Annotated in this window: 25 protein-coding genes, 1 tRNA gene and 1 pseudogene; 6 read left to right on the forward strand and 21 right to left on the reverse strand. The window is 72.3% G+C overall.

Annotated elements, in window-relative coordinates:
- Nucleotides 1–80: 80 nt before the first annotated feature.
- Nucleotides 81–581 (reverse strand): MarR family winged helix-turn-helix transcriptional regulator, encoded by a 501-nt coding sequence (locus ABEA77_RS18790; protein WP_345648608.1) that lies wholly within the window; start codon nucleotides 579–581, stop codon nucleotides 81–83.
- 342 nt (nucleotides 582–923) lie between these two features.
- On the opposite strand from ABEA77_RS18790, the gene ABEA77_RS18795 reads away from it, so the two are divergent.
- Nucleotides 924–1,145, forward strand: coding sequence for a hypothetical protein (locus ABEA77_RS18795; protein ID WP_345648610.1), 222 nt, complete (start codon nucleotides 924–926; stop codon nucleotides 1,143–1,145).
- 367 nt (nucleotides 1,146–1,512) lie between these two features.
- On the opposite strand, the gene ABEA77_RS18800 is transcribed toward ABEA77_RS18795, so the two are convergent.
- The 4 genes from ABEA77_RS18800 to ABEA77_RS18815 all read right to left on the reverse strand — a co-directional run bounded on the left by ABEA77_RS18800 (nucleotide 1,513) and on the right by ABEA77_RS18815 (nucleotide 4,222).
- On the reverse strand, nucleotides 1,513–2,403 hold the full coding sequence (locus tag ABEA77_RS18800) for an RNA polymerase sigma factor SigF (RefSeq protein ID WP_345648613.1): 891 nt from the start codon (nucleotides 2,401–2,403) through the stop codon (nucleotides 1,513–1,515).
- A 233-nt stretch (nucleotides 2,404–2,636) separates the two neighbouring features.
- Complete coding sequence (locus ABEA77_RS18805; RefSeq protein ID WP_345648615.1) at nucleotides 2,637–3,545, reverse strand: RNA polymerase sigma factor SigF; 909 nt, start codon at nucleotides 3,543–3,545, stop codon at nucleotides 2,637–2,639.
- 172 nt (nucleotides 3,546–3,717) lie between these two features.
- A complete protein-coding gene (locus ABEA77_RS18810) occupies nucleotides 3,718–4,011 on the reverse strand; it encodes a Dabb family protein (RefSeq protein WP_345648618.1) in 294 nt (97 codons plus the stop codon).
- Nucleotides 4,012–4,057: 46 nt separating this feature from the next.
- Nucleotides 4,058–4,222, reverse strand: a complete 165-nt coding sequence (locus tag ABEA77_RS18815) for a hypothetical protein (protein ID WP_345648620.1) — start codon at nucleotides 4,220–4,222, stop codon at nucleotides 4,058–4,060.
- A 465-nt stretch (nucleotides 4,223–4,687) separates the two neighbouring features.
- On the opposite strand from ABEA77_RS18815, the gene ABEA77_RS18820 reads away from it, so the two are divergent.
- The 3 genes from ABEA77_RS18820 to ABEA77_RS18830 all read left to right on the forward strand — a co-directional run bounded on the left by ABEA77_RS18820 (nucleotide 4,688) and on the right by ABEA77_RS18830 (nucleotide 8,191).
- Entirely contained in the window at nucleotides 4,688–6,103 is a 1,416-nt protein-coding gene (locus ABEA77_RS18820) for a cytochrome P450 (RefSeq protein ID WP_345648623.1), read from the forward strand.
- Complete coding sequence (locus ABEA77_RS18825) at nucleotides 6,100–7,245, forward strand: terpene synthase family protein (RefSeq protein ID WP_345648626.1); 1,146 nt, start codon at nucleotides 6,100–6,102, stop codon at nucleotides 7,243–7,245. Before ABEA77_RS18820 ends, ABEA77_RS18825 begins: the two co-directional genes overlap by 4 nt.
- 175 nt (nucleotides 7,246–7,420) lie before the next feature.
- Nucleotides 7,421–8,191 (forward strand): DUF4232 domain-containing protein, encoded by a 771-nt coding sequence (locus tag ABEA77_RS18830; protein ID WP_345648629.1) that lies wholly within the window; start codon nucleotides 7,421–7,423, stop codon nucleotides 8,189–8,191.
- 132 nt (nucleotides 8,192–8,323) lie between these two features.
- Here the strand turns inward: ABEA77_RS18830 and ABEA77_RS18835 are convergent, their stop codons facing one another.
- From ABEA77_RS18835 to ABEA77_RS18860, 6 genes are all read right to left on the reverse strand, one after another.
- On the reverse strand, nucleotides 8,324–9,064 hold the full coding sequence (locus ABEA77_RS18835; RefSeq protein WP_345648632.1) for an SDR family oxidoreductase: 741 nt from the start codon (nucleotides 9,062–9,064) through the stop codon (nucleotides 8,324–8,326).
- A complete protein-coding gene (locus ABEA77_RS18840; RefSeq protein WP_345648634.1) occupies nucleotides 9,061–9,822 on the reverse strand; it encodes a TetR/AcrR family transcriptional regulator in 762 nt (253 codons plus the stop codon). The genes ABEA77_RS18835 and ABEA77_RS18840 overlap by 4 nt, the downstream gene beginning before the upstream one ends.
- A 465-nt stretch (nucleotides 9,823–10,287) precedes the next feature.
- Nucleotides 10,288–10,372 (reverse strand) — tRNA-Ser (locus ABEA77_RS18845).
- 31 nt (nucleotides 10,373–10,403) lie between these two features.
- Entirely contained in the window at nucleotides 10,404–10,868 is a 465-nt protein-coding gene (tadA, locus tag ABEA77_RS18850) for a tRNA adenosine(34) deaminase TadA (protein WP_345648695.1), read from the reverse strand.
- A gap of 68 nt (nucleotides 10,869–10,936) precedes the next feature.
- Complete coding sequence (locus ABEA77_RS18855) at nucleotides 10,937–11,479, reverse strand: tRNA adenosine deaminase-associated protein (protein WP_345648637.1); 543 nt, start codon at nucleotides 11,477–11,479, stop codon at nucleotides 10,937–10,939.
- A gap of 223 nt (nucleotides 11,480–11,702) precedes the next feature.
- Nucleotides 11,703–11,882 (reverse strand): hypothetical protein, encoded by a 180-nt coding sequence (locus tag ABEA77_RS18860; protein WP_345648640.1) that lies wholly within the window; start codon nucleotides 11,880–11,882, stop codon nucleotides 11,703–11,705.
- Nucleotides 11,883–12,017: 135 nt separating this feature from the next.
- Between ABEA77_RS18860 and upp the strand changes: the two genes are divergently transcribed.
- Nucleotides 12,018–12,653 carry a uracil phosphoribosyltransferase gene (upp, locus tag ABEA77_RS18865; protein WP_345648643.1) on the forward strand — a complete coding sequence of 212 codons (636 nt, stop codon included), beginning with the start codon at nucleotides 12,018–12,020 and terminating at the stop codon, nucleotides 12,651–12,653.
- 81 nt (nucleotides 12,654–12,734) lie between these two features.
- Here upp and ABEA77_RS18870 read toward each other — a convergent pair whose 3' ends face one another.
- The 4 genes from ABEA77_RS18870 to ABEA77_RS18885 all read right to left on the reverse strand — a co-directional run bounded on the left by ABEA77_RS18870 (nucleotide 12,735) and on the right by ABEA77_RS18885 (nucleotide 15,183).
- Nucleotides 12,735–13,397, reverse strand: a complete 663-nt coding sequence (locus ABEA77_RS18870; protein ID WP_345648646.1) for a LytR C-terminal domain-containing protein — start codon at nucleotides 13,395–13,397, stop codon at nucleotides 12,735–12,737.
- A 114-nt stretch (nucleotides 13,398–13,511) separates the two neighbouring features.
- Nucleotides 13,512–13,814 (reverse strand): type II toxin-antitoxin system VapB family antitoxin, encoded by a 303-nt coding sequence (locus tag ABEA77_RS18875; RefSeq protein ID WP_235795497.1) that lies wholly within the window; start codon nucleotides 13,812–13,814, stop codon nucleotides 13,512–13,514.
- 266 nt (nucleotides 13,815–14,080) lie between these two features.
- Nucleotides 14,081–14,542, reverse strand: a complete 462-nt coding sequence (locus ABEA77_RS18880; RefSeq protein ID WP_345648655.1) for a M28 family peptidase — start codon at nucleotides 14,540–14,542, stop codon at nucleotides 14,081–14,083.
- Nucleotides 14,539–15,183 (reverse strand): HhH-GPD-type base excision DNA repair protein, encoded by a 645-nt coding sequence (locus ABEA77_RS18885; RefSeq protein ID WP_345648658.1) that lies wholly within the window; start codon nucleotides 15,181–15,183, stop codon nucleotides 14,539–14,541. Before ABEA77_RS18885 ends, ABEA77_RS18880 begins: the two co-directional genes overlap by 4 nt.
- 252 nt (nucleotides 15,184–15,435) lie before the next feature.
- Between ABEA77_RS18885 and ABEA77_RS18890 the strand changes: the two genes are divergently transcribed.
- Nucleotides 15,436–17,688, forward strand: a complete 2,253-nt coding sequence (locus ABEA77_RS18890) for a terpene synthase family protein (protein ID WP_345648661.1) — start codon at nucleotides 15,436–15,438, stop codon at nucleotides 17,686–17,688.
- Between the two features lie 161 nt (nucleotides 17,689–17,849).
- Here ABEA77_RS18890 and ABEA77_RS18895 read toward each other — a convergent pair whose 3' ends face one another.
- The 6 genes and pseudogenes from ABEA77_RS18895 to ABEA77_RS18915 all read right to left on the reverse strand — a co-directional run bounded on the left by ABEA77_RS18895 (nucleotide 17,850) and on the right by ABEA77_RS18915 (nucleotide 22,917).
- Complete coding sequence (locus tag ABEA77_RS18895) at nucleotides 17,850–18,569, reverse strand: NADPH-dependent F420 reductase (RefSeq protein ID WP_425588317.1); 720 nt, start codon at nucleotides 18,567–18,569, stop codon at nucleotides 17,850–17,852.
- Between the two features lie 94 nt (nucleotides 18,570–18,663).
- Entirely contained in the window at nucleotides 18,664–18,789 is a 126-nt protein-coding gene (locus ABEA77_RS18900; protein ID WP_345648667.1) for a hypothetical protein, read from the reverse strand.
- Nucleotides 18,790–18,919: 130 nt separating this feature from the next.
- Nucleotides 18,920–19,183, reverse strand: a pseudogene (locus tag ABEA77_RS34005) (L-lactate permease); the annotation flags it as partial.
- Nucleotides 19,165–19,482, reverse strand: a complete 318-nt coding sequence (locus ABEA77_RS18905) for an L-lactate permease (protein ID WP_345648669.1) — start codon at nucleotides 19,480–19,482, stop codon at nucleotides 19,165–19,167. The pseudogene ABEA77_RS34005 and the gene ABEA77_RS18905, both read right to left, overlap by 19 nt.
- A gap of 117 nt (nucleotides 19,483–19,599) precedes the next feature.
- On the reverse strand, nucleotides 19,600–20,892 hold the full coding sequence (locus ABEA77_RS18910; RefSeq protein ID WP_345648671.1) for an MFS transporter: 1,293 nt from the start codon (nucleotides 20,890–20,892) through the stop codon (nucleotides 19,600–19,602).
- A 195-nt stretch (nucleotides 20,893–21,087) separates the two neighbouring features.
- Nucleotides 21,088–22,917 (reverse strand): discoidin domain-containing protein, encoded by a 1,830-nt coding sequence (locus tag ABEA77_RS18915; protein WP_345648674.1) that lies wholly within the window; start codon nucleotides 22,915–22,917, stop codon nucleotides 21,088–21,090.
- Nucleotides 22,918–22,991: the final 74 nt, after the last annotated feature.

The following is a 22,991-nucleotide window of genomic DNA, read 5'->3' on the forward strand; positions in this document are numbered from 1 at the left end:
TGGATGTAGCCATCTGGTCTGGTTCCTTGTCGTACGGGTGTGAGGGTGTGATCCACGGGCCCGCGGGGTCCGCGGCCCGGCTAGGGGGCCTGTTCCGGAACGCGGCCCGCGGGGGGCCGGTGCCCGGGGAGCGGCTGGTCGCCGTGGGCTATCCGGCAGTCCCCGAAGTCCGCGCGCAGCCGCCCGAGCATGGTCGTGAGCGAGTCGATGTCCTCGTCCGTCCAGTTCGCCAGCGTGCTGGCGATCATCTCGACGGCCCGGTCGCCGAGCGTCGCGATCATGTCGCGGCCCGCGGGGGTGAGCCGCAGGAGCCGCGACCTGCCGTCCGCCGGGTCGGGCAGCCGTTCGAGCCAGCCGTGCTGGGCCGCGTGTGCCACGTGCCTGCTGGTCACCGACACGTCGACGGCGAGCAGCTCGGAGAGGCGGCTCATCCGCATCTCGCCGTGGGCGTTGAGCAGGGACAGCACGGCCGCGGGGCCGCCAGGACACTCGGCGGGCAGCGAACGGGTCAGCGCCCGTTTGACCGCGCCGAGCGCCGTGATGTGCCGAGCCAGTTCCACGTACCGGCTCTGTGTGGCCATGGGCCCCTCCCGACAGTTCGTTGCTTAGGGCAACCGTAAACCTGTTGGTTGCCGCAGGCAAATGAAAGGTTACGAGATCCATTATGGAAAAACAAAATCTTCACATCAGAATGATCAATAAGCTTGCATATGCGTGCGGCCGCACACTCATTCACGGGGAAACTGTGCCCCACGTGTGCGTGAGCTGTGTACGCGCCTGGTGAACCAGGTCTCCGTCGCAGGTCCGGGCGGGGGCCCGCGCGGCGGCGGCGAGGAAAAGCCGCGAGAAACGTGAATGGCCCCGACAGCCCTTTCCGGGCCCGGGGTTGGGCGATACCCGCGTGTTCGCTAGGGTCTCGCCTCATGGCACACAACCCTCATGCCCCGCAGGGCCCTCAGGGCACACCTGGCAACCCCGACCCCGCGGGCAGCACCCAGATGTTCCGCGCCTTCGTCGACGAGGGCGAGCCGCAGCGTCAGCCCGCGGCCGCCCGGCAGAGCGGTGGCCCGAAGGCGGGTGTGATCGTCGCCGTCGTGCTGGTGGTCGTCGTGCTGGCCGTCGTGGCCTGGCTGGCCTTCGCCTGACGCTCCCTCCGGAGCACCCCGCGGTCCGCCGGGGCGCTCGTGCGGCCGGGGCGCGTACGCCGTCCCCGCCCGCGTGGGCGCGCGGCGGCGGCCGGCCGCGGCGGCGCGCGCGACCGCATGGTGATGCGTCACCGGGGCCGGGCCACCGGCGGTCGCCGTCGCCGGTGTGCCCGATGTCACCTCTCGCCCGTACCCGTCCCGGGTGTTCACCGGTGGCGCCGCAAAACGGCGCCGAAAGGTGTCGGCCGGGGCGCGTCAGGCGCCCGGGTGCACCCCGGGCCCTTCCGATCTTTCAGGCCCCTGGGGCCCTTGAGGTCCCTCAGGCCCCTCAGGTCCTTGAGGCGCGCAGGGCGGCGCCCCGCGTGTGTCAGTCCGAGATGAGGCCCTCGCGCAGCTGCGCGAGCGTGCGGGTCAGCAGCCGGGAGACGTGCATCTGGGAGATGCCGACCTCCTCGCCGATCTGCGACTGCGTCATGTTCGCGAAGAAGCGGAGCATGATGATCTGCCGCTCGCGCGGCGGCAGCTTCGCCAGCAGCGGCTTCAGCGATTCCCGGTACTCCACGCCCTCAAGCGCGAGGTCCTCGTAGCCGAGCCGGTCCGCGAGCGAGCCCTCGCCGCCGTCGTCCTCGGGTGAGGGCGAGTCGAGCGACGACGCCGTGTACGCGTTGCCCACCGCGAGCCCGTCGACCACGTCCTCCTCGGACACGCCCAGCACGGCGGCGAGTTCGGGCACGGTCGGAGAGCGGTCCAGCTTCTGCGAGAGGTCGTCGCTCGCTTTGGTCAGCGCGAGGCGCAGCTCCTGGAGGCGGCGCGGCACGCGCACCGACCACGAGGTGTCACGGAAGAAGCGCTTGATCTCGCCCACGACCGTCGGCATTGCGAACGTCGGGAATTCGACGCCGCGTTCGCAATCGAAACGGTCGATGGCCTTGATGAGGCCGATCGTGCCGACCTGGACGATGTCCTCCATCGGCTCGTTGCGGCTGCGGAATCGAGCCGCCGCGTACCGGACGAGCGGGAGGTTCAGCTCGATGAGAGTGTCGCGCACATAGGTGCGTTCCGGACTTTCCGCCCCCTCGGGACCCTGTGCGTCCAGCGCGGCGAGCCGCAGGAACAGGGACCGGGAGAGCGTACGGGTATCGATGGCCTCCGGCTGGGACGGCACCGGCGGCTGGGCCACCACGGTGTCGAGAGCGTCGGGCGCGGGAGCGCTCTTGGTGAGCGTGAGCACCTTAGGGCTGCCCTGTTCTGCGGACATGCCACCCCCTTGAGGTCGCGGACGGTCGCGCTGGGCGTTCTCTTCGACGAACGCAGCCTCCACCTGAATACCGGCGGCGGAGCCGACCCAAACGCGGTACCCGCAGAATGTCACATGTCGGCAACACGCTGTAGTGACATGTCGACATGTGAGAAGGGGTCAACCGTTGGAAAACGGCCATCTGGAGCCGCTGGGACGGCAGATGACGTCAAATCAGGATGTGCCCGTGGGGGTTAGGCCTCGATCCGATTTGCGGATCGGAGGCGTGCAAAGCTTCGGGCAAGAAGTCTTGACACATGCATCTGTGAGACGCCGAGCTCCTGGCTGATCTGCGACTGCGTCAGATTGCTGTAGTAGCGGAGCATCAGGATCCGCTGCTCGCGTTCGGGCAGCTGTACGAGCAGATGCCGTACGAGGTCCCGGTGTTCGACGCCGGCCAGTGCGGGGTCCTCGTACCCGAGCCGGTCGAGCAGGCCGGGCAGCCCGTCGCCCTCCTGGGCCGCCTCGAGCGAGGTCGCGTGGTAGGAGCGGCCCGCCTCGATGCAGGCGAGCACCTCCTCCTCGGAGATCTTCAGCCGCTCGGCGATCTCGGCGGTCGTGGGGGAGCGGCCGTGCGCGGTCGTCAGGTCCTCGGTGGCGCCGGTGACCTGCACCCACAGCTCGTGCAGCCGGCGCGGCACGTGGACGGTCCGCACGTTGTCCCGGAAGTAGCGCTTGATCTCGCCGACGACGGTCGGCATGGCGAAGGTCGGGAACTGCACGCCCCGGTCCGGGTCGAACCGGTCGATCGCGTTGATCAGACCGATCGTGCCGACCTGGACCACGTCCTCCATGGGCTCGTTGCGGCTGCGGAAGCGGGCCGCCGCGTACCGCACCAGCGGGAGGTTGGCCTCGATGAGGGCGGCGCGCACCCTGCGGTGCGCCTCACTGCCGGGTTCCAGCGTCTTCAGCTCGGCGAAGAGGACCTGGGTGAGGGCGCGGGTGTCGGCGGCCCTGCTCTGGTTCTCCGTCGGTGCCCTGGCCGGCTCCGCCGCGGGGGCCCGATCCGGCTCCGCGGGCCCCGCGGGGCGGCCGGGGGCGCTCCCGGCGTCCGCGGCGGAGGGGCCCCGTGGCGGGGCTTGAGGCGTTGTACTGGCCGACACGTCACGCCACCCCTCGTCAACTGCGGTCAACTCATCTGTCAAAAGCGGTCATAGCATCACAAGACATGTGCACTATGCGCAAGCACCTAGTAACTCCGTGTTGACGGTTATTTGCCTCTTAAACGCCAAATGCCCCACATCATCCCGATGTGGGGCATGGGGTCCGGCCGGTTCAGACCGGGTAGTCGGCGATCACCCAGGTGGCGAACTCGCGCCAGAGGGCGACTCCCGCCACGTGCGCGGGGTGGTCGGCGTAGCGGCGGAGCGCCTCCGGGTCGGCGACGGACGCGTTGATGGCGTAGTCGTAGGCGTTGTCCCTGGCGCTCACGTTGCGGGCGAACTCCCAGGACTCGACCTCGGGCACCTGCCCGCCGAGCTCCTGGAACGCGCGGACGCCCGCGCGTACCCGCACGTCGTCGTGGGAGACACCCTCGTTCAGCTTGAACAGGACCAGATGGCGGATCACGGCGCACTCACTCCCGGGGGAACGTGCCGCGCTCGCGGGCCCGTGGCTACTGGATCAGTTGCGTGAAGAACTGCCCGACGCCCTGCGCGGCGTTGGATATCCCCTCGAACCCTACTTGCACCAGGTCGGCCGCGCGGGCCGGGGACGTGATGATCGTATAGAGGACGAAGACGACTATCGCGTAGAGGATGACCTTCCGTGCGGTCGCCATCGGCCCTCGCCCTCCCGCCGGCTGACTCTCGGTCCACTGCCGGCCCCCTGGGTGGGGCCATTCGCAGTAGCCGTGAGTTTAACCATACGAACGCCGGTTTCCGGTGAGGGACCGGTGTGGACGGAGCGCCGCGCGCGGGAGTGGTCGGCCGGGGCCGTGGGTGACGGCGCGCGTCCGGGCCGGGGGCCCGGTCGAGTGAGTGGCGTCAACGCCCGATGGCTCGTCACCTGTCGTGCATTCATGCGGGGTGGACGTCCTGTGCGGACCCCTCGGGCGCGAGGGCGCGGCCCGGGCGCGCACTTCTGGCATATGCCCAACGACGTGCGTCGATTACGTGTAGTCATCTAATGACTGCGGAGCGTGAGATGCTGGGGGTATCTGCCGGTTGACGGCAGAAGTTATGTCGGACGGCAACTTTTTCGCCGTCAATACCTGATGAGTGACCGCTCACGGAAGGCTGATGACGTGGCCACGCTGGCTCCTTACTCCGACCCCCAAGACCTCGCGTCCGGCTCCGCCGCCCCGCCGCCCCGCGCCCCGGGCGGCCTTCCGGGACTCGGCCACCTGATCCCGCTGCTGCGCGACCCGCTGGCCTTCATCGAGTCGCTCGCCGGGGTCGGCGGCGTGGCCCGCGTCCAGCTGGGGCCGCGCTCGGTATACGTGGTCACGGCGCCCGCCCTCGTCCATGAACTCCTGGTCTCCCACGCGCACGACGCCCCGCGCGGCGCCGTCCAGCAGACCCTGCGGGACGCCTTCGGCGACGGTCTGCTGATGTCCGAGGGCACGGCGCACCGCAACCGCCGCAGGAGCATGCAGAGCGCCTTCACCAAGGGCCGGACGGCCGCCTACATGCCGGTGATCCAGGAGGTCGTGCGGGAACGTTCATCCCGTTGGGGGGACGGCCGCCCGGTCGACGTGGCCAAGGAGATGAACCACCTCGCCCTCGACGTCGTGACCAGGACGCTGTTCGGCGCCCGCCTCGACGACGGCCTCGCCGCCGCTTTCCACCGGGCGCTGCCCGACCTGGTGAAGGGCCAGATCTTCCACTCGCTCTACCCGCACCCCTCCTTCGCCCGGCTGCCGCTCCCCGTCAACCGGCGCTTCGACGAGGCGGTCCGGGTGATCAACCAGGTCGTGGACCGCGCCGTGGGCGAGCCCGCTGCCGGCGGCGACGACACGCTGCTCGCCCTGCTGCGCTCTGCCACCGACCCGGCCACGGGAGAGCCGCTCACCGAGGACGACGTACGGTCCGAGGCCATCACCATGTTCGGCGCGGGCACCGAGACCGCGTCCACCACCATGACCTGGCTGCTGCACGAGCTGGTACGCCACCCCGACGTACTGGCCCGCGTGGTCGCGGAGCTCGACGGACACCTCGGCGACCCGGCGGGCGCCGCGGACGACGTGCTCACGCCCGAGACCTTCGAGCACCTCCCGTACACCCGAGACACCCTGCGGGAGCTGCTGCGGCTGCACACTCCGAACGCCTTCCTGATGCGCACCGCGGCCAGGGACCTGACGCTCGGCGCGTACCGGATCCCGGCGGGCAGCGAGCTCCTCTTCAGCCTGACCGCACTCCACCGCCACTCCGAGTTCTTCCCCGACCCGCACACCTTCGACCCGGACCGCTGGAGCGCCGACGCGCGGTCCTGCGGGGCGGCGCGGCGGGCCGCCATGCCGTTCGGCGCGGGCAAGCACAAGTGCGTCGGCGAAGACCTCGCCTGGGCCGAGATCGGGGTGGTCGCCGCGACGCTGCTGCGGACCTACCGCCTCGTGCCCGTGCAGGACTCGGCGGCCAAGGAGGTCGTCTGGACGACCGTCCAGGCGCAGGGCCTCACGGTCGGGTTCGCCCCGCGCACCGACCCGGAGGAAAACCGATGATGATGGCCGGAGCGGTCGGGCGCCCGGTGACGGAGGCCCATGCCGCCTGGCTGCTGCGCCAGGGCCTCCTGCCGCAGCGCGCGCTCGCCCGCTACGAGGCGTACGCGCTGCCCGACCTGATCGCCCACGCCTACCCCCGGGTCGAGGGCGAGGCGCGGGGCCTGCTGGTGGACACCCTCGGCTGGTTCACCATCCTCGACGACCACTTCGACGGCCCGGCGGGCCGCGACCTGCCCGGCAGCCGCGACCTGGTGCGGGGGCTCCTCGACACCCTGGAGGAACGCGACGACGACCAGGGCCCGCGGGCGGCCGGGCGCCAGGGCCCGTACCCGTACCCGGCCGGCGCTGAGCAGGACCGGCGGCCCGGGCCCTACCCGGGCGGCGACGCCGACCGCGGCAGGGCGCGCGACCGGCCCCCGACCGCGGACCGCGAGCGCGACCGCCCGGGCAACCGCGGCAGGGACCGGCACCCCGGGCGGTATCTGGAGCGGCCGTACCCGGAGCGCGGTGCGGCGCAGGACCGGGCCCCCGAGGCCCCGGCGCCCGGCGCCCCCGCCTGCCTGCTGTCCGCCTGGCAGGACCTGTGGCGGCGGCAGCGCGCGGGCATGCCGGGGGCATGGGCCCGCAGGGCAGGGCGCGACTGGGCGCGGTGCCTGACGACCTTCGTCACCGAGGCCCAGTACCGCGCGGCGGCGACCCTGCCGACGGTGCGTCAGGCCGTCCACCTGCGCCGCCACGCCAGCTGCCTGTACCCCTTCATGAACATGCTGGAGCGGGTGCGGGGCGAGGCGCTCGACGAGGCGCTGCACGCGGAGCGCGAGATGCGGCTGCTGCGCGCGCACGTCGCCGACACCGCGACGCTCATCAACGACCTGTACTCGCTCGATCGCGAGGAACGGCACGCCTCGCCGTTCAACATGATCGTCATCCTGGGGCGTGAACAGCGCCTGAGCAGGGCAGCGGCCATCGAGGCCGTCCGCGCCGAGGTCGACCGCCTCGGCGTACGGAGCGACATCCTCCGCGCGTCCCTCGCGGCCCGCCACCCCGAGGCCGCCTGGTACGTGCGCGAGACCCGCACCCTCGTCGAGGGCGTACGGCGCTGGAGCAGTACGACGGACCGCTACACGGACACGAGCCTCTAGGCCGGGCGCCGGCCGTCCCAGGCCGGGCCCCGACCGTTCTCCGGGCCGCGCGCCGACCGTCCGCCGAGCCGCGTTCCGGCCGTCCGGGGAGGCCCGTGAACTTTTCCGCCGGGGCCCGCATCGCATGTGGTGTAGACAGAAACCGACAGTTCTCGTGACGGACGGGTGGCAGGACATGGCGAAGAACCTGAGGCAGGTACGTACCGGCGCGCGGGGCACCCGTTCCCCGCGCGCCCGCCTGGCCGTGGGCGCGCTGGCACTGGTGGCGTCCGGTGCGGTCCTCGCGGGCTGCGGCAGCGGGGACCCCGCGTCGCCGCAGAAGGTGGCGGGCACGGCGGGCCCCGCGACGGACGGTGCCAGCCCCTCGCGGTCCGCGGACGGCTCCACCGCGCCGAGCGGCGGCGCCTCGTCCCCCGGTTCCGTACAGCAGCAGTCCAGCGCGCCGAGCGGCCAGGCGTCGAAGCCGTCCGGCGGGCAGTCCACCGACAAGGGCGGCACCTCGAACGCCACCCCGGCGGGCAGCAGCCGCTGCCACACGTCGGACCTGAAGGCGTCGGTCGGCGGCAACGACCCGGGCGCGGGCCAGGAGAACTTCGCGCTGGTGCTCACCAACACCTCGGGCCGCACCTGCACGGTCTACGGCTTCCCCGGCTTCGCGTTCGTCGACGGCTCGGGCAAGCAGGTCTCCTCGGACCCGCGGCGCGAGGGCGGCAGCCAGAAGCAGGCCGTCTCGCTCGCCCCGGGCAGCAGCGCCTGGGCGACGCTGCGCTTCCCCAACCCGGACATGGTCGGCGGCGCGAAGGTCACCCCGGCGACCGTCGAGATCACCCCGCCCGACGAGAAGGCGTCCCTGAAAGTTGCCTGGTCGGGCGGTCCGGTGAGCGCCAACCCGCCCTCGGCGGCCGCGACGGTCGTCGGCACGTTCCAGCCGGGCACCGGCGGCTGACCCTCACGGGCCCGCGGGGCACACCGTCCCCGCGGGCTCGACGGCCTGAGCCGCCCCGCCGCGCCCGGGGCGTTGGCCTCGCGCGCGGCGCGCGGCGCGCCACCGTTGTCGGGGGTCGGGGGTCGCCGGGGTTCAGGCCAGGCCCCCGTTGGTGAACAGCACCTGGCCGTTGACCCAGCGGGCCGGCCCGGCGAGGAAGGCGACCGTCTCGGCGATGTCCTCGGGCCTGCCGAGCCGCTCCAGCGGGACGGCGTTGGCCAGGTTGTCGATCGTCTGCTGGTCCTTGCCGTCGAGGAACAGCGGGGTGGCGGTCGGCCCGGGGGCGACGGCGTTGACGGTGATGTCCCTGCCGCGCAGCTCGCGGGCGAGGACGAGGGACATGCTCTCGACGGCCGCCTTGCTCGCGACGTACCCAGCGTAGGTCGGGAACTTCGTCCGGGTGACGGAGGTCGAGAAGTTGATGATCGCGCCGCCGGTGCGTACCCGGCGCGCGGCCTGCTGGGAGACGACGAACGTGCCGCGGATGTTGGTGCGGTGCATCCGGTCGAGGTCGTCCAGGTCCATCTCAGCGACCGGGGAGAGGACCATGATCCCCGCCGTGTTGACGACCACGTCGATGCCGCCGAACGCCTCCTCCACGGCGTCGAAGGCGGCCCGCATCGCGGCCTCGTCCGCGACGTCGCCGCCGACGGCGAGCGCGCGCCCGCCGTCCGCCGCGATCTTCTCGACGACTTCTTCCGCCCGCGCCCTGTTGCCCGCGTAGTGGACGCCGACGGCGAAGCCGTCGCGGGCCAGCCGCTCGGCTGTGGCCCGGCCGATGCCGCCGGAGCCGCCGGTGACGAGGGCGACACGGGGGCTGGTGGTGCTGGTCATGACGGATCGTTCCCTTCGAGTGCGGGGGTGTTCTGTGTGGTGGTGTCCTGTGCGGGGCCGGCCGCCCCGCTCCGGCCGAGCCGGGCCAGCCACTCCTGGAGCAGTGACGTCTCGGCGGCCGTGAGGACGGCAGGCGGTGCCGCGCGCAGCTGCGCGGCGAGTGCGATGGAGGTGGCGGGTGCCTCCTCGGGCGCGCGCCGCGGGGCCCCGGGTCCTGCGGGCGCGGTGACCGCGGCGACCACGGCGTCGCGCACCCGTGCTGAGAAGGCGGGGTCGCTGTTGATGTCCGGCCGGTAGAGCAGGGAGAGGGCCACGCCCGCGTTGGCGGACATGATCATCTGCGCGGCGAGGGGCACCGGCACGCTCAGCAGCCCGGCCGCGGCGACGCGCTCGACCACGGCCGTCAGCATCCGGTGCGCCTCCTCGGCGGCGGCCGGCCTGCTGCTGAGCAGCGGGGAGTACATGAGCTTGTAGTGGTTCGGGTGCGAGAGAGCGAAGGCGACATGGGCGTCCCAGCCGTCCCGCACGTCCCGCACCGGGTCGGCCGAGGGCACCGCGGCCCGCTTGGAGTCGAGGTACTGCTCGAAACCGAAGTCGACGACCGCGGCGAGCAGGGCGTCCTTGTCGCCGAAGTGCCGGTAGAGCGTCGGCAGCCCGACCCCGGCCGCCTCGCACACGGTGCGGGTGGAGACGTCGCCGGTCGGAGACTCGGCGAGCAGCGAGGCCGCCGCCTCCAGAATCTTCGTTTTCGCGTCCACGTAAACAACGATACAGCTACGCTAGCGATGTTTCCAGCGGAGCGTGTACGACGCTTCCGTGCGGGCGTCACCCCCCTCACGGGCAGCACCCGCGAGACGGCCCCCAGCGGGTGGAACCGGTGCCGCCTCGCCCTGCTCCCGCACCGCAGCGGCGCCCACGGTGGCAGGGCGACCGCCGGCCTGATCCACTCAAGACCGAACCAGCCCTCCACGGAGAACCCGCCGGGCAGCAGTCCCGTACGCCTCCTTGCCGAAGAGCGGCCCGGCCCGTCAGCTGGTCGGAGGCGATGTGCCTCGTGGACGGCGGATGCTCCGCCCGTGGCGTCGTCGCGCTGGCGGGCTGGCGGGCTGCCTTCTGCCCGCGTCCGCCCCGCGGCGGTGCCCGTACGGCGGCAAGCCACGCCACGCGCGGGCACACAAAAAACCCTCCTGATCGCGTTTCCGCCGATCAGGAGGGTGTGAGAGCGGTAGCGGAGGGATTTGAACCCTCGGTGAGTTTCCCCACACTCGCTTTCGAGGCGAGCTCCTTCGGCCGCTCGGACACGCTACCGGGAGAGATCCTAGCCCACGGGCGGCCCAGTTCAGAAATCCGTGTCCGGGCCCGGGGTCCCGGGGGCGCGGCGCGCCGCGAAGAAGGAGCGGAGCCGGGCCGCGCACGCGTCGGCGAGGACTCCGCCGATCACCTCGGGCCGGTGGTTGAGGCGCCGGTCGCGCACGACGTCCCACAGCGAACCCGCGGCCCCCGCCTTCTCGTCCCTGGCGCCGTAGACCACCCGGTCGACCCGGGCCTGCACCAGGGCGCCCGCGCACATCGTGCAGGGCTCCAGGGTGACGACGAGCGTGCAGCCCGTCAGCCGCCACTCGCCGAGGCGCGCGGCGGCGGCGCGCAGCGCGAGTACCTCCGCGTGGGCGGTCGGGTCGCCGGTCGCCTCGCGTTCGTTGTGGCCGGCGCCGAGCAGCGTCCCGGTGGGGGACAGGACGAGGGCGCCCACGGGCACGTCGCCCGCGGCTGCCGTCCGCTCCGCCTCGGCCAGGGCCCGGCGCATCCACTCGTGCCACGGGCCGCGCACCGGATCGGCCGGTACGCCCCGGCCGTCCGGTCCGCCCGCCGCCACTAGCGCACGGCCTCCAGCACCTCGGAGGCGCCGAGCGCGTCGGCGATCTCCGCCATCGCGTCGGTCTCCACGGCGAGCAGCTCGCGCTCGGAGAAGCCGAAGTCGCCCAGGATCTGCCGGTCGCCGAGCGGGCCCGCCGGATGGTCGCCGCGGCCGGCGGCCGCGCCCGGTTCCTCCGTGTCGTCCGTGTCGTCTTCGAGGTCGTCCTCGCCGTCCTCGGTCCCGTCGAGGTCCAGCGTGTCGAGATCGGCGGCGTCGTCCTCGTCGCCGCCGGTGAGTTCGTCGACGAGGATCTCCCCGTACGAGGAGCGCGTGGCGGCCGCCGCGTCCGAGACATAGATGCGGGGGTCGTCCTCGCCGTCCACCCGCACGATGCCGAACCAGGCGTCCTCCTGCTCGATGAAGACGAGGACCGTGTCCTCGTCCACCGACGCCTCGCGGGCCAGGTCGGTCAGGTCCGCGAGGGTTTCCACGTCGTCGAGGTCTGTGTCGCTCGCTTCCCACCCGTCTTCGGTGCGCGCGAGCAGTGCGGCGAAGTACACCGTGACTCTCCCACTGGTCAGAGGTGTGACGATCGGGCGGTGCGCTGCGCTGTGCCCCGTCCACTCGGAATCGTGGCAGAAACTGGCGCTTCGCGAGAGGTCTTCCGCCGTTGCGTCGTGCGCACATTTTATTCGCCGTGCTCGCGCCACCCCCGCGCGGGCCACCCCACGGCGGCCGTCCCGGCGCGCCGCCGCGGGGAACGCGCGGAAGCAAGGCCCGAGGTCACCACCGGAACGAGCGCATCCGCAGCTGGCGCCTGAGCCGCGCGACCCGCGCGTGCTGGGGCCGTACGCGCTCCCGCAGCGCCTTGGCCTCGGCCAGCTCGCGCAGGAACTGGGCGCGCCTGCGGCGCCTGTCCGCGTCGTCCGCGCCGCCCGCGCCCTCGTCCCGTTCCTCCGCCATCGGTGCACCTCCCGCGTGCAATGCCCGCGCCAGAGCCGCGGCCCTGCCCCGCCCCTCTCCTTCCCGCCGCAGGTCGGACGGTGCGGGCGGTCGCTGCTGCGCGTAGCGCCTTGGCCTCCGGTTACCCTCTTCGGCATGCGGATTCACGTCGTCGACCACCCGCTGGTGGCGCACAAACTCACCACACTGCGCGACCGGCGCACCGACTCGGCCACCTTCAGGCGCCTCGCGGACGAGCTGGTCACCCTGCTCGCGTACGAGGCCACGCGGGACGTGCGGACCGAGCAGGTCGACATCGACACGCCGGTCACGACGACGACCGGCGTGAAGCTGTCGTACCCGCGGCCCCTCGTCGTGCCGATCCTGCGGGCGGGCGTGGGCATGCTCGACGGGATGATCCGGCTGCTGCCGAGCGCCGAGGTCGGCTTCATCGGGATGGTCCGTGACGAGGAGACCCTCACGGCGTCCACCTACGCGAACCGGCTGCCCGCCGACCTCTCGGGCCGGCAGGTGTACGTCGTCGACCCGATGCTCGCGACCGGCGGCACGCTGGTCGCGGCGATCCGCGAGCTGATCGGGCGCGGCGCGGACGACGTCACCGCGGTGGTGCTGCTGGCCGCGCCCGAGGGCGTGGAGACGATGGAACGCGAACTGGCGGGTGCGCCGGTGACGGTCGTCGCCGCCGCGGTGGACGAGCGGCTCAACGAGAACGGCTACATCGTGCCCGGCCTCGGCGACGCGGGCGACCGGCTGTACGGCACCTCGGGCTGAGCCCCCGGAGCCCCCCGGGCTCCGGCATTCCGTGCCACCGGGGCCGTGAGGCTCATGGCGGGCGGTTCAGCGGCGGGCGGTTCAGTGGTGGGCGGCCGACTCCGCGCCCGCCTTCGCCGCGGGCTTCCCGCTGCCCTCGGCGCAGCCGGGCCGTGCCGCGGGCTTGGCGAGCGAGGCCAGTTCGGTGTCCGCGGTCTTCTGCACCGTCAGCGCGTGGAAACCGGTCCCGATGATCAGGTCGACGTCCTTGCCGGTGCGCCCGTCGGTGGTGGTCCTGGCGCCCTTGAGCTGTGTGCCGAGGACGCTGAGCGTGCCGTGGGGCGCGGCGGACCCGCCGAGCAGGACGCCGGTGCCCGGCACCTTCTTGTCGTACTGCGCCGACGCGTTGCCCACCTTGCCGACCCGGAAGCCGCGCTTCTTCAGCTCGTCCGCGGTCTGCTGGGCGAGCCCGGTGCGTGGCGTCGCGTTGTAGACGTTGACGGTGATCTGTCCCGGCTTCGGCAGCGCCGCAGGCGCGGCGGACGGCTTGCAGGCGGGCCTGCCCGAGGCGACCGCCTTGTCGGCGTCGCCGGAGAAGACATGGATGAGCTGCTGGGTCCCCCAGCCGACGAGCCCGAGGGCGACCACGGCGAGCACCGCGATGAGGGCCGTCCTGCCACGGCGGCGGGGACGGCGCATGCGGGGGTACTTGTCGCCCGTGATGCGGTACTTCCCGCCGAGCCCAGGGGGAGTGAGCATGCTCATGAGCGCAGCGTAGTGCGCGCCCCGAGTGATTCCTACTAAACGATCAGCGGATCGCGCGGGCGGCGCAGCGAATCGCCCCGAAAGGCCCAGCGGGCGTGCCGGGGGGCCGCCCGGTCAGCCCGTTTCGAGCTCCAGGACGCGGGCGTGCAGGACCTGGCGCTGCTGGAGCGCGGCGCGCACCGCCCGGTGCAGCCCGTCCTCCAGGTAGAGGTCGCCCTGCCACTTCACGACATGGGCGAACAGGTCGCCGTAGAAGGTCGAGTCCTCGGCGAGCAGCGTCTCCAGGTCCAGCTGTCCCTTGGTGGTCACGAGCTGGTCGAGGCGGACCGGGCGCGGCGCGACGTCCGCCCACTGCCGGACCGACTCCCGGCCGTGAGCGGGGTACGGCCGCCCGTTTCCGATGCGCTTGAAGATCACACGGAAAGCCTACCGGGCGTGCCCTGTCGGGCGCAGCCCGCGCGGTGGGGGGCAAAGGCGGCAATTCCTGCCCAAGGGGGAGGGGAAATGAGCGGAACTGTTCCTTCCGGTGAACTGCCGGCCACTCCGGGTACCGACCGCCGGCGCCGGGGCGCAGTGCCGGGGGTCCGGCGCCGGGGACTCAGTGGCGGGTCAGGGCATCGGACGCTCCGGGGCGGTACGCCCCCGCGGCGCCCGCGCCGTCGTGCTTCTCGCCACCCCGCGCGTCACGCCACCCCGCGCAGGTCGTGCGCGTAGGTGCCGACGGCGTGCGCGATCACGTCGACGTTGGTGTCGAGCGCGGCCCGGTCGAGGTGGGAGAGACCGTCGCACGCGCGGTGGTAGCAGGGGTCGTACGCGGCGCCCGCACGCCCGCCGTGTTCCTCGGCCTCCGCGCGGGTCTTGATCCCCTCCGCGCCGGTGAAGGCGCCGCCCGCGGGTATGCCGGCGGCGAGGAACGGCACGTGGTCGGAGCGGCCGTCGAACTCCGCCGCCCCGTGCGGCAGATGCCGGCCGTCGAGGTAGTCCGCGATCCCCTTCTCCAGCTGTGCGGAGCCGGCCGGGACCGCGCCGGGGCCGCCGGACTCCGAGCCGTCGCCGTCGTGGACCAGCTCCGCGTGGTTGGGCGAGGCGATCATGTCGAAGTTCAGATACAGCGCGACGGACCTGGCGCGCCGTGCCGCCGTCACGGCACCTCCTTCTCCGGGGCCGGCTCCTTCTGCGGTGCCGGCTCCTTCCCGGGTGGCGCCGTCTTCGCCGCGCGCTTCGCCTCCTGCTTGAAGGCGCGCACCCTCGCCAGCGACTCGGGGCCGGTGATGTCGGCCGCCGAGCGGTACGCCCCCTCGTCCCCGTAGGGGCCCGCGGCCTCCCGCCAGCCCGGCGGCCGCACCCCGAGCCGCTTGCCGAGCAGAGCGAGGAAGATCTGCGCCTTCTGCCTGCCGAACCCGGGCAGCGCGTTCAGCCGGCGCAGCGCGTCCGCGCCCGACGACGCGCCCTCCCACACAGCCGCCGCGTCCCCGTCGTACGTCTCCACCAGGTACTGGCACAGCCGCTGCACGCGCCGCGCCATCGACGCGGGATAGCGGTGCACCGCCGGCTTCTCGGTGAAGAGGGCGGTGAACGCCTCAGGGGCGTACGCGGCGATCTCCCGGGCGTCGAGGTCGTCCGTGCCCATCCGCGAGGCCAGCGTGTACGGGCCGGTGAAGGCCCACTCCATGGGGATGCGCTGGTCGAGCAGCATGCCGACGAGTGCGGCGAGCGGGCTGCGGGCCAGCAGCTCGTCCGCCTGCGGGTGCTGTGCGATCCGGAGGGTGCGCCTGGTGTCGCTCATGCACGCCATCGTCACCCGTTCCGGCGCCGCTCGCAGAAAATAATCCACAGGTTCGATGTGCTGATATGACTGTTCCGGGCCACGGATGGCGGACGGCCGCGCGGGGTAATGCTGAGCCGACCGGGGGGCACGGCGAAGGGGGGCGGTTTTCTGCTGTCCAGGCGTTCCCGCACCGCGTCCGACCAGCCCTTTCCGGCGCAGCACGATCCCTTTCGAGAACCGCCGAGCAACATCGGGAAAGGCCGCGCACCCGTGACACAGCCCTTTGAACTGCCGGATTTCTACATGCCGTATCCGGCCCGGCTCAATCCGCACCTGGAGGAGGCGAGGGAGCACACCAGACACTGGGCCAGGGAGATGGGGATGCTGGAGGGCTCCGGCATCTGGGAGGAGCGCGACCTGGAGGCCCACGACTACGGCCTGCTGTGCTCGTACACCCACCCCGACTGCGACGGTCCCGCGCTCTGTCTGGTCACCGACTGGTACGTGTGGGTCTTCTTCTTCGACGACCACTTCCTTGAGGCGTTCAAGCGCGACCGGGACCGGGAGGGCGGCAAGGCGTATCTGGACCGGCTGCCCGCCTTCATGCCGATGGACCTGGCCGACGGGTTCCCCGAGCCGACCAACCCCGTCGAGGCGGGCCTCGCCGACCTGTGGGCCCGTACGGTCCCCGGCATGTCGCGGGAGTGGCGGCGCAGGTTCGCGACCAGCACGGAGAACCTCCTCAACGAGTCCCTGTGGGAGCTGTCCAACATCGACGCCGACCGGATCGCCAACCCGGTCGAGTACATCGAGATGCGCCGCAAGGTCGGCGGCGCCCCCTGGTCCGCCGGCCTCGTGGAGTACGCGGTCGCCGCCGAGGTCCCCGCGGAGCTCGCGGACACCCGCCCCCTGCTGGTGCTGCGCGACACCTTCTCGGACGCGGTCCACCTGCGCAACGACCTCTTCTCCTACCAGCGCGAGGTCGAGGAGGAGGGCGAGCTGAGCAACGGCGTGCTGGTCCTTGAGACCTTCCTCGGCTGCACGACGCAGGAGGCGGCGGACGCGGTCAACGACCTGCTGACGTCGAGGCTCCAGCAGTTCGACAACACCGCGCTGACCGAACTCGCGCCGCTGTTCGCCGAGAAGGGCACCACCCCGAAGGGGATCGCCGACACCCTCGCGTACGTCAAGGGCCTCCAGGACTGGCAGTCGGGCGGCCACGAGTGGCACATGCGCTCCAGCCGCTACATGAACGGCGGCGGCCCGCAGGACGCCCCGCCGCCGCTGCCGGGCGGGGGCCTCGCCGGGCTCTACGGGGCCCGGTTCGCGATGACGCCCGCGGGGCTCGGCACGGCCGCCTCCGCCTTCCTGAAGTCGCTGACTGCGGGCGGCGCGGCCCGGCTGCGCAGCCACGCCCATGTGCCGTTCCAGGAGACGGGACCCTCGGTCGTGCCCGACCTCGGCATGCCGTTCGAGCCCGGCCTCAGCCCCCACCTCGACACGGCCCGCGAGCACGTCGTGGAGTGGGCGCACCGCATGGGCATCCTCACGCCGCAGCCGGGCGTCCCCCACTCCGGCGTCTGGGACGAGCGGCGGCTGCGCCGCATCGACCTGCCGCTGTGCGCGGCGGGCATCCACCCGGACGCCACCCCCGAGGGCCTCGACCTCACCTCCGCGTGGCTCGCGTGGGGCACGTACGGCGACGACTACTACCCGGTGGTGTACGGCACGACCCGCGACCTCGCGGGCGCGAAGGCCTGCAACGAGCGGCTGCGGCTTTTCATGCCGCTCGACATGGCGCCGGTGCCGCCCCCGGCGAACGCGCTGGAGCGCGGCCTCGCCGACCTGTGGACGCGTACGGCCGGGCCGATGGCCGACCGCAGCAGGCGCGCCTTCCGCAAGGCCGTCGACGACATGGTCGACAGCTGGCTGTGGGAGCTGGCCAACCAGGCGCAGAACCGCGTCCCCGACCCGGTCGACTACATCGAGATGCGGCGCAGGACGTTCGGTTCCGACCTGACGATGAGCCTGTGCAGGATCGGCCTCGGCGACACGGTCCCGCAGGAGGTGCTGGACAGCGGCCCGGTGCAGGCCCTCCAGAACGCGGCGCAGGACTACGCGTGCCTGCTCAACGACGTGTTCTCGTACCAGAAGGAGATCCAGTACGAGGGCGAGGTGCACAACGGGATCCTCGTCGTGCAGAACTTCTTCGCCTGCGACTATCCGACCGCGCTGCGGATCGTGGTCGACCTGATGCACGGCAGGATGCGGCAGTTCCAGCACATCGTGGCGCACGAACTGCCCGTGGTGTGCGAGGACTTCGCGCTGGACGGCGAGGCGCGCGACGCGCTCGGCGGCTATGTGCGGGAGCTGGAGAACTGGCTCTCCGGCATCCTCGTCTGGCACGAGGGCTGCCACCGCTACCGGGAGGCCGACCTGATCGAGGACCGGCCGGAGCCGCGCTGGCTGCCGCCGACCCTCACAGGTCCCGGCACGGCAGCCGCCCGACTCGGCGCGGCATGACCCCCGCCGCTCCCGGCGCGCGCTGACCGGGCGCCGCGCCCGCCCGCACACGGGTCCCGCGCGGGGGTACGCGGGTCGTGCGGGAGCAGGCGGGGGCGTGCGAGGGTCCGGCCGTGCGGGGTGCGCACACCCTCACGCCACCGAGCCCTCGCGCAGGCCCGTCAGGACTTCGCGAGGTACGCGCGGATCTCGGCGGCCGACGCGGGGCCGGCCTCCTGCTCGTTGAAGGGCCGCGAGGGGTCCTTCGCGTACGGCGGCCCGTAGGCGGGCGTGCCCGGCTGGAAGCGCCTGCCCTCGGCCAGTGCCCCCGCGTCCACCGCGTCGTAGCCGAGGCGGTCGAGCAGCTCCGTGGCCCGGCGCTTGGCCTCCGCGTCGTCGCCCGCGATGGGCAGCGCCGTGCGGTCCTGCGCGCCCGCGGGCCTGGCCAGCGTCCCGAGGTGCTTGAAGAAGATGTTGTTGAACGCCTTGACGACGTGTGTCGACTCGCCGAGGAAGTCCTGCAGCAGCTCGCTGCTGGTGGTGGAGCCGTTGTCCAGGGCCTCGATGTGCCCGTCGCGCTCCGGGTAGTAGTTGGTGGTGTCGAGCACCGTCCGCCCGGCGAGCGCCTCGCGCGGCAATTGCGTGTACGCCTTGAGCGGCACGGTCACCACCACCCAGTCGCCCGCGGCGGCGGCCTCCGCCTGGGTCGCCGCCCGCGCCCGCGGCCCGAGCTCCGCCGCCAGGCCGGCCAGGGTCTCGGGCCCCCTGGAGTTGCTGATCACGACATCGAGGCCGCCGCCCACCGCGAGCCGCGCGAGCGTGCCGCCGATGTGCCCACTGCCGATGAGTCCCAAAGTAGCCATGCCCGCCCAACCCACCCGCGGACCCCGTTGCTCCCACAATCCTGCCGGCCCCCACCCCCGCCACCCGGTCGGCGGCACACCGGGGCGCCGGGCGGCGATGTTTCACGTGGAACAGGGGCGGCGGGGCCGGGTGTCAGCCGTCGACCACCATCCAGTCGAGGACGCTGGTGGACTGGAGGTAGACGAGCAGGCAGAGCAGTGCCGTCATCGCGGCGCTCCAGCCGAACACCCGGCGGAACAGGGTGCCTTCGGCGCCCACCGCGCCGCCCGCCGTCGCCCTGCGGGCGGACCGCGCGCCGCTCGGCGACGGGGTCGTGGTCCACCGCGCCGCCCGCGATCACCGGCGGGGTGCCGGAAACGGGGGCGCGGTCGCCGTCCGCGGGCTGCCAGACGCGGTGGAGCGCGACGACGGCCCCCGCGGAGACCAGCGCGGCGAAGATGCCGCAGAGCTTGTAGTCCCAGTAGTTCGCCGGCGCGAACTGTGTGCCGCAGAAGGTGGCGCCCGCGGCCAGCGCCGCGGGCCAGACCTGCCGGAGCGCGCGGGGGCCGTCGGCGACGGCGACGAGCAGGAACGGGACGAGGAAAGCGAGCACGGGCGCCTGGCGCCCGGTCATGGCGCCGAAGTCACCCGCGTTCAGCCGAAGGTGATCCACAGGACCGTCAGCACGCTGTTGGCCGCGCCGTGGCCCGCCGCGTCGAAGGTCAGGCCGGCCGGCATGCCGTAGGCGAACAGTGCGACGGCGAGCGAGACGCCGAGCGCGGCGAGCCCGGCCCACTGGGCCTTGAGGCGGAAGACACCGAGGAGGACGAGGACCGTCAGGAGGGGGACCGCCGCGATCGGCGCGGACCAGCCGACCGACGCGAGGGAAAGGTTCTGGGTGTAGTGCACGAGGACGCGCCCCACCTCCACGCTCACCAGCGTGAACATCGTCTCGCCTGATGGCTCGATCATGGTGGCATCGCGGAGGGCCGTGGGGAAGAGGCGTGCGCCCCTGCCCCACGGCCCCCTCTGCCTTACGGTCCCCTGCCCCACGGTCCCGGTCGGCTTCGAGCGGGTGGTGAGCTGCCGTCAGGTCGCCGCCGGAGCGCCACCCGTCGCGGGAGGCGCGGAGCGCGCGGCCGGTGCGGCGTCCGGCGGTTCGCCGGCGCCGAAGCGCCGCCCGCGCGCCTCCTTGCCCAGCAGGGTCAGCACGATCATCAGCACCAGCGTCGGCGCGACCGTCACGATCAGCGCCGTCTGGTAGCTGTAGTGCCCGGCGAGCGACTCCTGCAGCGGCAGGTTCAGCGCCGCGATGCAGTTGCCCAACTGGTACGTCACACCCGGGTAGAAGCCGCGGATCGCGTCCGGGCTCAGCTCGTTGAGGTGCGCGGGGATGACGCCCCACGCCCCCTGCACGCACAGCTGCATCAGGAACGAGCTCAGCGCGAGCAGCCCCGCGGTCCGCGACAGGGCGAAGAACGGCACGATCGGCAGCGCCACGATGCCCGCGATCACGATCATCCGGCGCCGGCCGAGCCGCTCGGAGTAGGCGCCGAGCAGCGGCCCGCCGATCATCGCGCCGATGTTGTAGACGATCGCGATCCAGATGGCGGTGGTCGGCGTCATCCCGAGGCCCTTCTTGACGAAGGTCGGGTACACGTCCTGGGTGCCGTGCGACATCAGGTTGAACGCCGTCATCAGCAGCACCAGATAGACGAAGCGCTTCAGGACGACCGGATTCCGGAAGATCTTGCGGGCGGGCGTGGTGTTCGCCTTCACCGACTCCTGCCACGCCTCACTCTCCCCGACCCGGCTCCGCACGAACAGCGCCACCAGCGCAGGGATCAGGCTGAACGCGAACAGCCCGCGCCACCCGAAGGCCGGCTCGATGAAGAGGAAGGCGAGGGCCGCGAGCAGATAGCCGAAGGAGTAGCCGCCCTGGAGCATGCCGGACCAGAAGCCGCGCTTCTCCGCGGGGATCTTCTCCAGCGCGAGCGCCGCGCCCAGGCCCCACTCGCCGCCCATCCCGATGCCGTACAGCAGCCGGAGGACCAGCAGGACCGCGTAGTTGGGCGCGAAGGCGCAGGCGAAGCCGACGACGGAGTAGAAGAGCACGTCGACCATGAGGGGGGTGCGTCTGCCGCGCTTGTCCGCCCACAGGCCGAAAACGAACGCGCCGACCGGCCGCATGATCAGCGTGACCGTCGTCAGGAACGCCATGTCGGTGAGCGAGACGTGGAAGTCGTCCGCGATCTCGCTGTAGACGAGTACGACGAGGAAGTAGTCGAAGGCGTCCATGGTCCAGCCCAGATAGGCGGCGATGAACGCGTTGCGCTGGTCCCCGTTCAGACCGCGCGCTTGCTGCCACACCGTATTCAGCATTCGCGGACGCTAAGACCTGGTCCTAGGCATGTCAACGGCGGCGACACGGGCGGGGGTGAGACGAGGACAAAGCTTGACGCTGCTTGAAGCGGTTTTGGCGCCCGCCCCGCCGGAAGGCGCCCACGGGGGGCCGTCCCCGCGGGCGCCCGGGTGGCACGGCGGGCTGTGTCCGGCCGCCGTGCCGCGCCTGCGGGCTCAGGTCCCGTAGACCTGGAACTCCCAGAGGGAGTCGCCGTACTGGGTGGAGCGTGCCGTGCAGTTGACCCGCACATAGCGGCCCGAGCCGGTGATCGGGACGGTCTGGTCGCCGCCCGTGCTGTTGGTGGTGGAGTAGACGGTCGTCCAGGAGGTGCCGTTGGTGGACGTCTGGATTTGGTACGCCGTGGCGTACGCCGCCTCCCAGTTCAGCGCGACCTTGCTGAGGGTGCGGGTGGAGCCCAGGTCGACCTGGAGCCACTGCGGGTCAAAGAAGCCGCTCGACCAGCGGGTGCCCGGGTCGCCGTCGACGGCGTTGGCCGCGGCGAAGCTGTCGTTCTCGGCCGAGGAGGCGGTCGCCGTCCTGCCCTGCGACAGGAGGGTGCCGTTGCCCGGCGGGGTGGTGCCGGTCCCGTCGGACGGTGTGCCGTACAGCGCCAACTCGTAAAGGGAGTCGCCCCATTGAGAGGCTCTGGAGGTGGCGTAGACGCGCACGTATCTGCCGGATCCGGAGAGCGCGGTGTCCTGGATGTCCTGTGGACTGTTGTTGTTGGTGTAGATGGTTCTCCAGTTGGTCCCGTCGTCGGACGTCTGCAACTGGTAGGCGGAGGCCGCGGAGGCCTCCCAGGTCAGCGTGGCGTGCGTGAGGTCGTACGACTTCCCGAGGTCGACCTGGAGCCACTGGGGGTCGGAGAAGCCGCTCGACCATCGGGTGGTGATGTCGCCGTCCGTGGCGTTGGAGGCCGGGAACTCCCCGCTCTCCGTGGAGGACGCGGTGGTCGGCTTGGACTGGGCGATGTTCTGGCCCAGGTCGGCGTGGCCGGCCGGCGCCTTGTTGTAGACGGCGACGTAGTCGATGTTCATCGAGCCGCCGGAGACCGTGTTCGCGTTCGGACCGCCGCCGAAGGCCGCGGGGAAGCCGCCGCCCATGGCGAGGTCGAAGATGATGTAGTACGAGTGGTCGACGGCGTTGGCCCAGGCGGTGGCGTCGACCTGGTCGGAGCGCAGGGTGAAGTAGTTCTGCCCGTCCAGGTACCAGCGGATCTGCTCGGGCGAGGTCGAGCGGTCCACCTCGACCGCGTACGTGTGGTATCCGGTCTGGCAGCCCGCGCAGGCGTGTTCGCCGCTGCCCACGCCGCTGCTCTCGTTGCAGGGCCCGCCGGGGCTCACCCCGCAGTGCAGCGTGCCGAAGACGGAGCTGCGGCCGTTGACGTCCTCCAGGATGTCGACCTCGCCGGATCCCGGCCACGGCACGCCGATCCGCAGGGGCGAGCCGAGCATCCAGAACGCGGGCCAGTAGCCCGCGCCGCTCGCGGCCGTGACGTCCGGCTGCTGGATGGACGCCTGCATCCGCACGACCCCGCCGGGCTGCGCGCCGAACCCGTCGGCCTGCGTCTCGACCCGGCCCGAGGTCCAGCCGGAGTTGGGGTCGGTGCCCGAGTGCAGGGCCTTGAGCACCAGGTGGCCGTTGCCGTCCTGGTAGACGTTGGCGGTGCTGTCGGTCATGGTCTCGATCTCACCGGTGCCGAAGGTCCAGCCCTCGCCGGTGTCGTACCGCCAGGTACCGGTGTCGAGGCCGGTGTTGGCGGGACCGTTGAAGTCGTCGCTCCAGGTGGTGGTGAACCCGGCGGGCGCGGCGGGCACGGCGGACGGGGCTGCCGCCGCCTTCGGCGCCGCCTGCCGCGCCCGGGCCGCCGCGGCGGGGTGGTCGGCACCGGCGGGCTGCGCCGATGCGGCGGGCGACCCGGCGAACGCGACGGCCGCGGTGGCGAGCACCGCGAGCAGCCCGCCGGCCAGGCGTCTGCGCCCGCGCTTGCGTCTGAACGACATCCGTACTCCTAGACCTCGTGGGGGGTGCCCCTATGGGTTTCGTCAAGCTGATGGGGCGGGCTGTGGGTCGTAGA

Origin of the sequence: Streptomyces tremellae (assembly GCF_039540215.1) — a bacterium.
In the GTDB taxonomy this organism is placed as follows: domain Bacteria; phylum Actinomycetota; class Actinomycetes; order Streptomycetales; family Streptomycetaceae; genus Streptomyces; species Streptomyces tremellae.

Bases quoted from the DNA above. Each gene is read 5' to 3' on its own strand.
- ABEA77_RS18790 (WP_345648608.1), bottom strand. From the start codon at position 581: ATGGCCACACAGAGCCGGTACGTGGAACTGGCTCGGCACATCACGGCG.
- ABEA77_RS18795 (WP_345648610.1), top strand. From the start codon at position 924: ATGGCACACAACCCTCATGCCCCGCAGGGCCCTCAGGGCACACCTGGC.
- ABEA77_RS18800 (WP_345648613.1), bottom strand. From the start codon at position 2,403: ATGTCCGCAGAACAGGGCAGCCCTAAGGTGCTCACGCTCACCAAGAGC.
- ABEA77_RS18815 (WP_345648620.1), bottom strand. From the start codon at position 4,222: ATGGCGACCGCACGGAAGGTCATCCTCTACGCGATAGTCGTCTTCGTC.
- ABEA77_RS18825 (WP_345648626.1), top strand. From the start codon at position 6,100: ATGATGATGGCCGGAGCGGTCGGGCGCCCGGTGACGGAGGCCCATGCC.
- ABEA77_RS18830 (WP_345648629.1), top strand. From the start codon at position 7,421: ATGGCGAAGAACCTGAGGCAGGTACGTACCGGCGCGCGGGGCACCCGT.
- ABEA77_RS18835 (WP_345648632.1), bottom strand. From the start codon at position 9,064: ATGACCAGCACCACCAGCCCCCGTGTCGCCCTCGTCACCGGCGGCTCC.
- tadA (WP_345648695.1), bottom strand. From the start codon at position 10,868: ATGCGCCGGGCCCTGGCCGAGGCGGAGCGGACGGCAGCCGCGGGCGAC.
- ABEA77_RS18860 (WP_345648640.1), bottom strand. From the start codon at position 11,882: ATGGCGGAGGAACGGGACGAGGGCGCGGGCGGCGCGGACGACGCGGAC.
- upp (WP_345648643.1), top strand. From the start codon at position 12,018: ATGCGGATTCACGTCGTCGACCACCCGCTGGTGGCGCACAAACTCACC.
- ABEA77_RS18870 (WP_345648646.1), bottom strand. From the start codon at position 13,397: ATGAGCATGCTCACTCCCCCTGGGCTCGGCGGGAAGTACCGCATCACG.
- ABEA77_RS18885 (WP_345648658.1), bottom strand. From the start codon at position 15,183: ATGAGCGACACCAGGCGCACCCTCCGGATCGCACAGCACCCGCAGGCG.
- ABEA77_RS18905 (WP_345648669.1), bottom strand. From the start codon at position 19,482: ATGATCGAGCCATCAGGCGAGACGATGTTCACGCTGGTGAGCGTGGAG.
- ABEA77_RS18910 (WP_345648671.1), bottom strand. From the start codon at position 20,892: ATGCTGAATACGGTGTGGCAGCAAGCGCGCGGTCTGAACGGGGACCAG.
- ABEA77_RS18915 (WP_345648674.1), bottom strand. From the start codon at position 22,917: ATGTCGTTCAGACGCAAGCGCGGGCGCAGACGCCTGGCCGGCGGGCTG.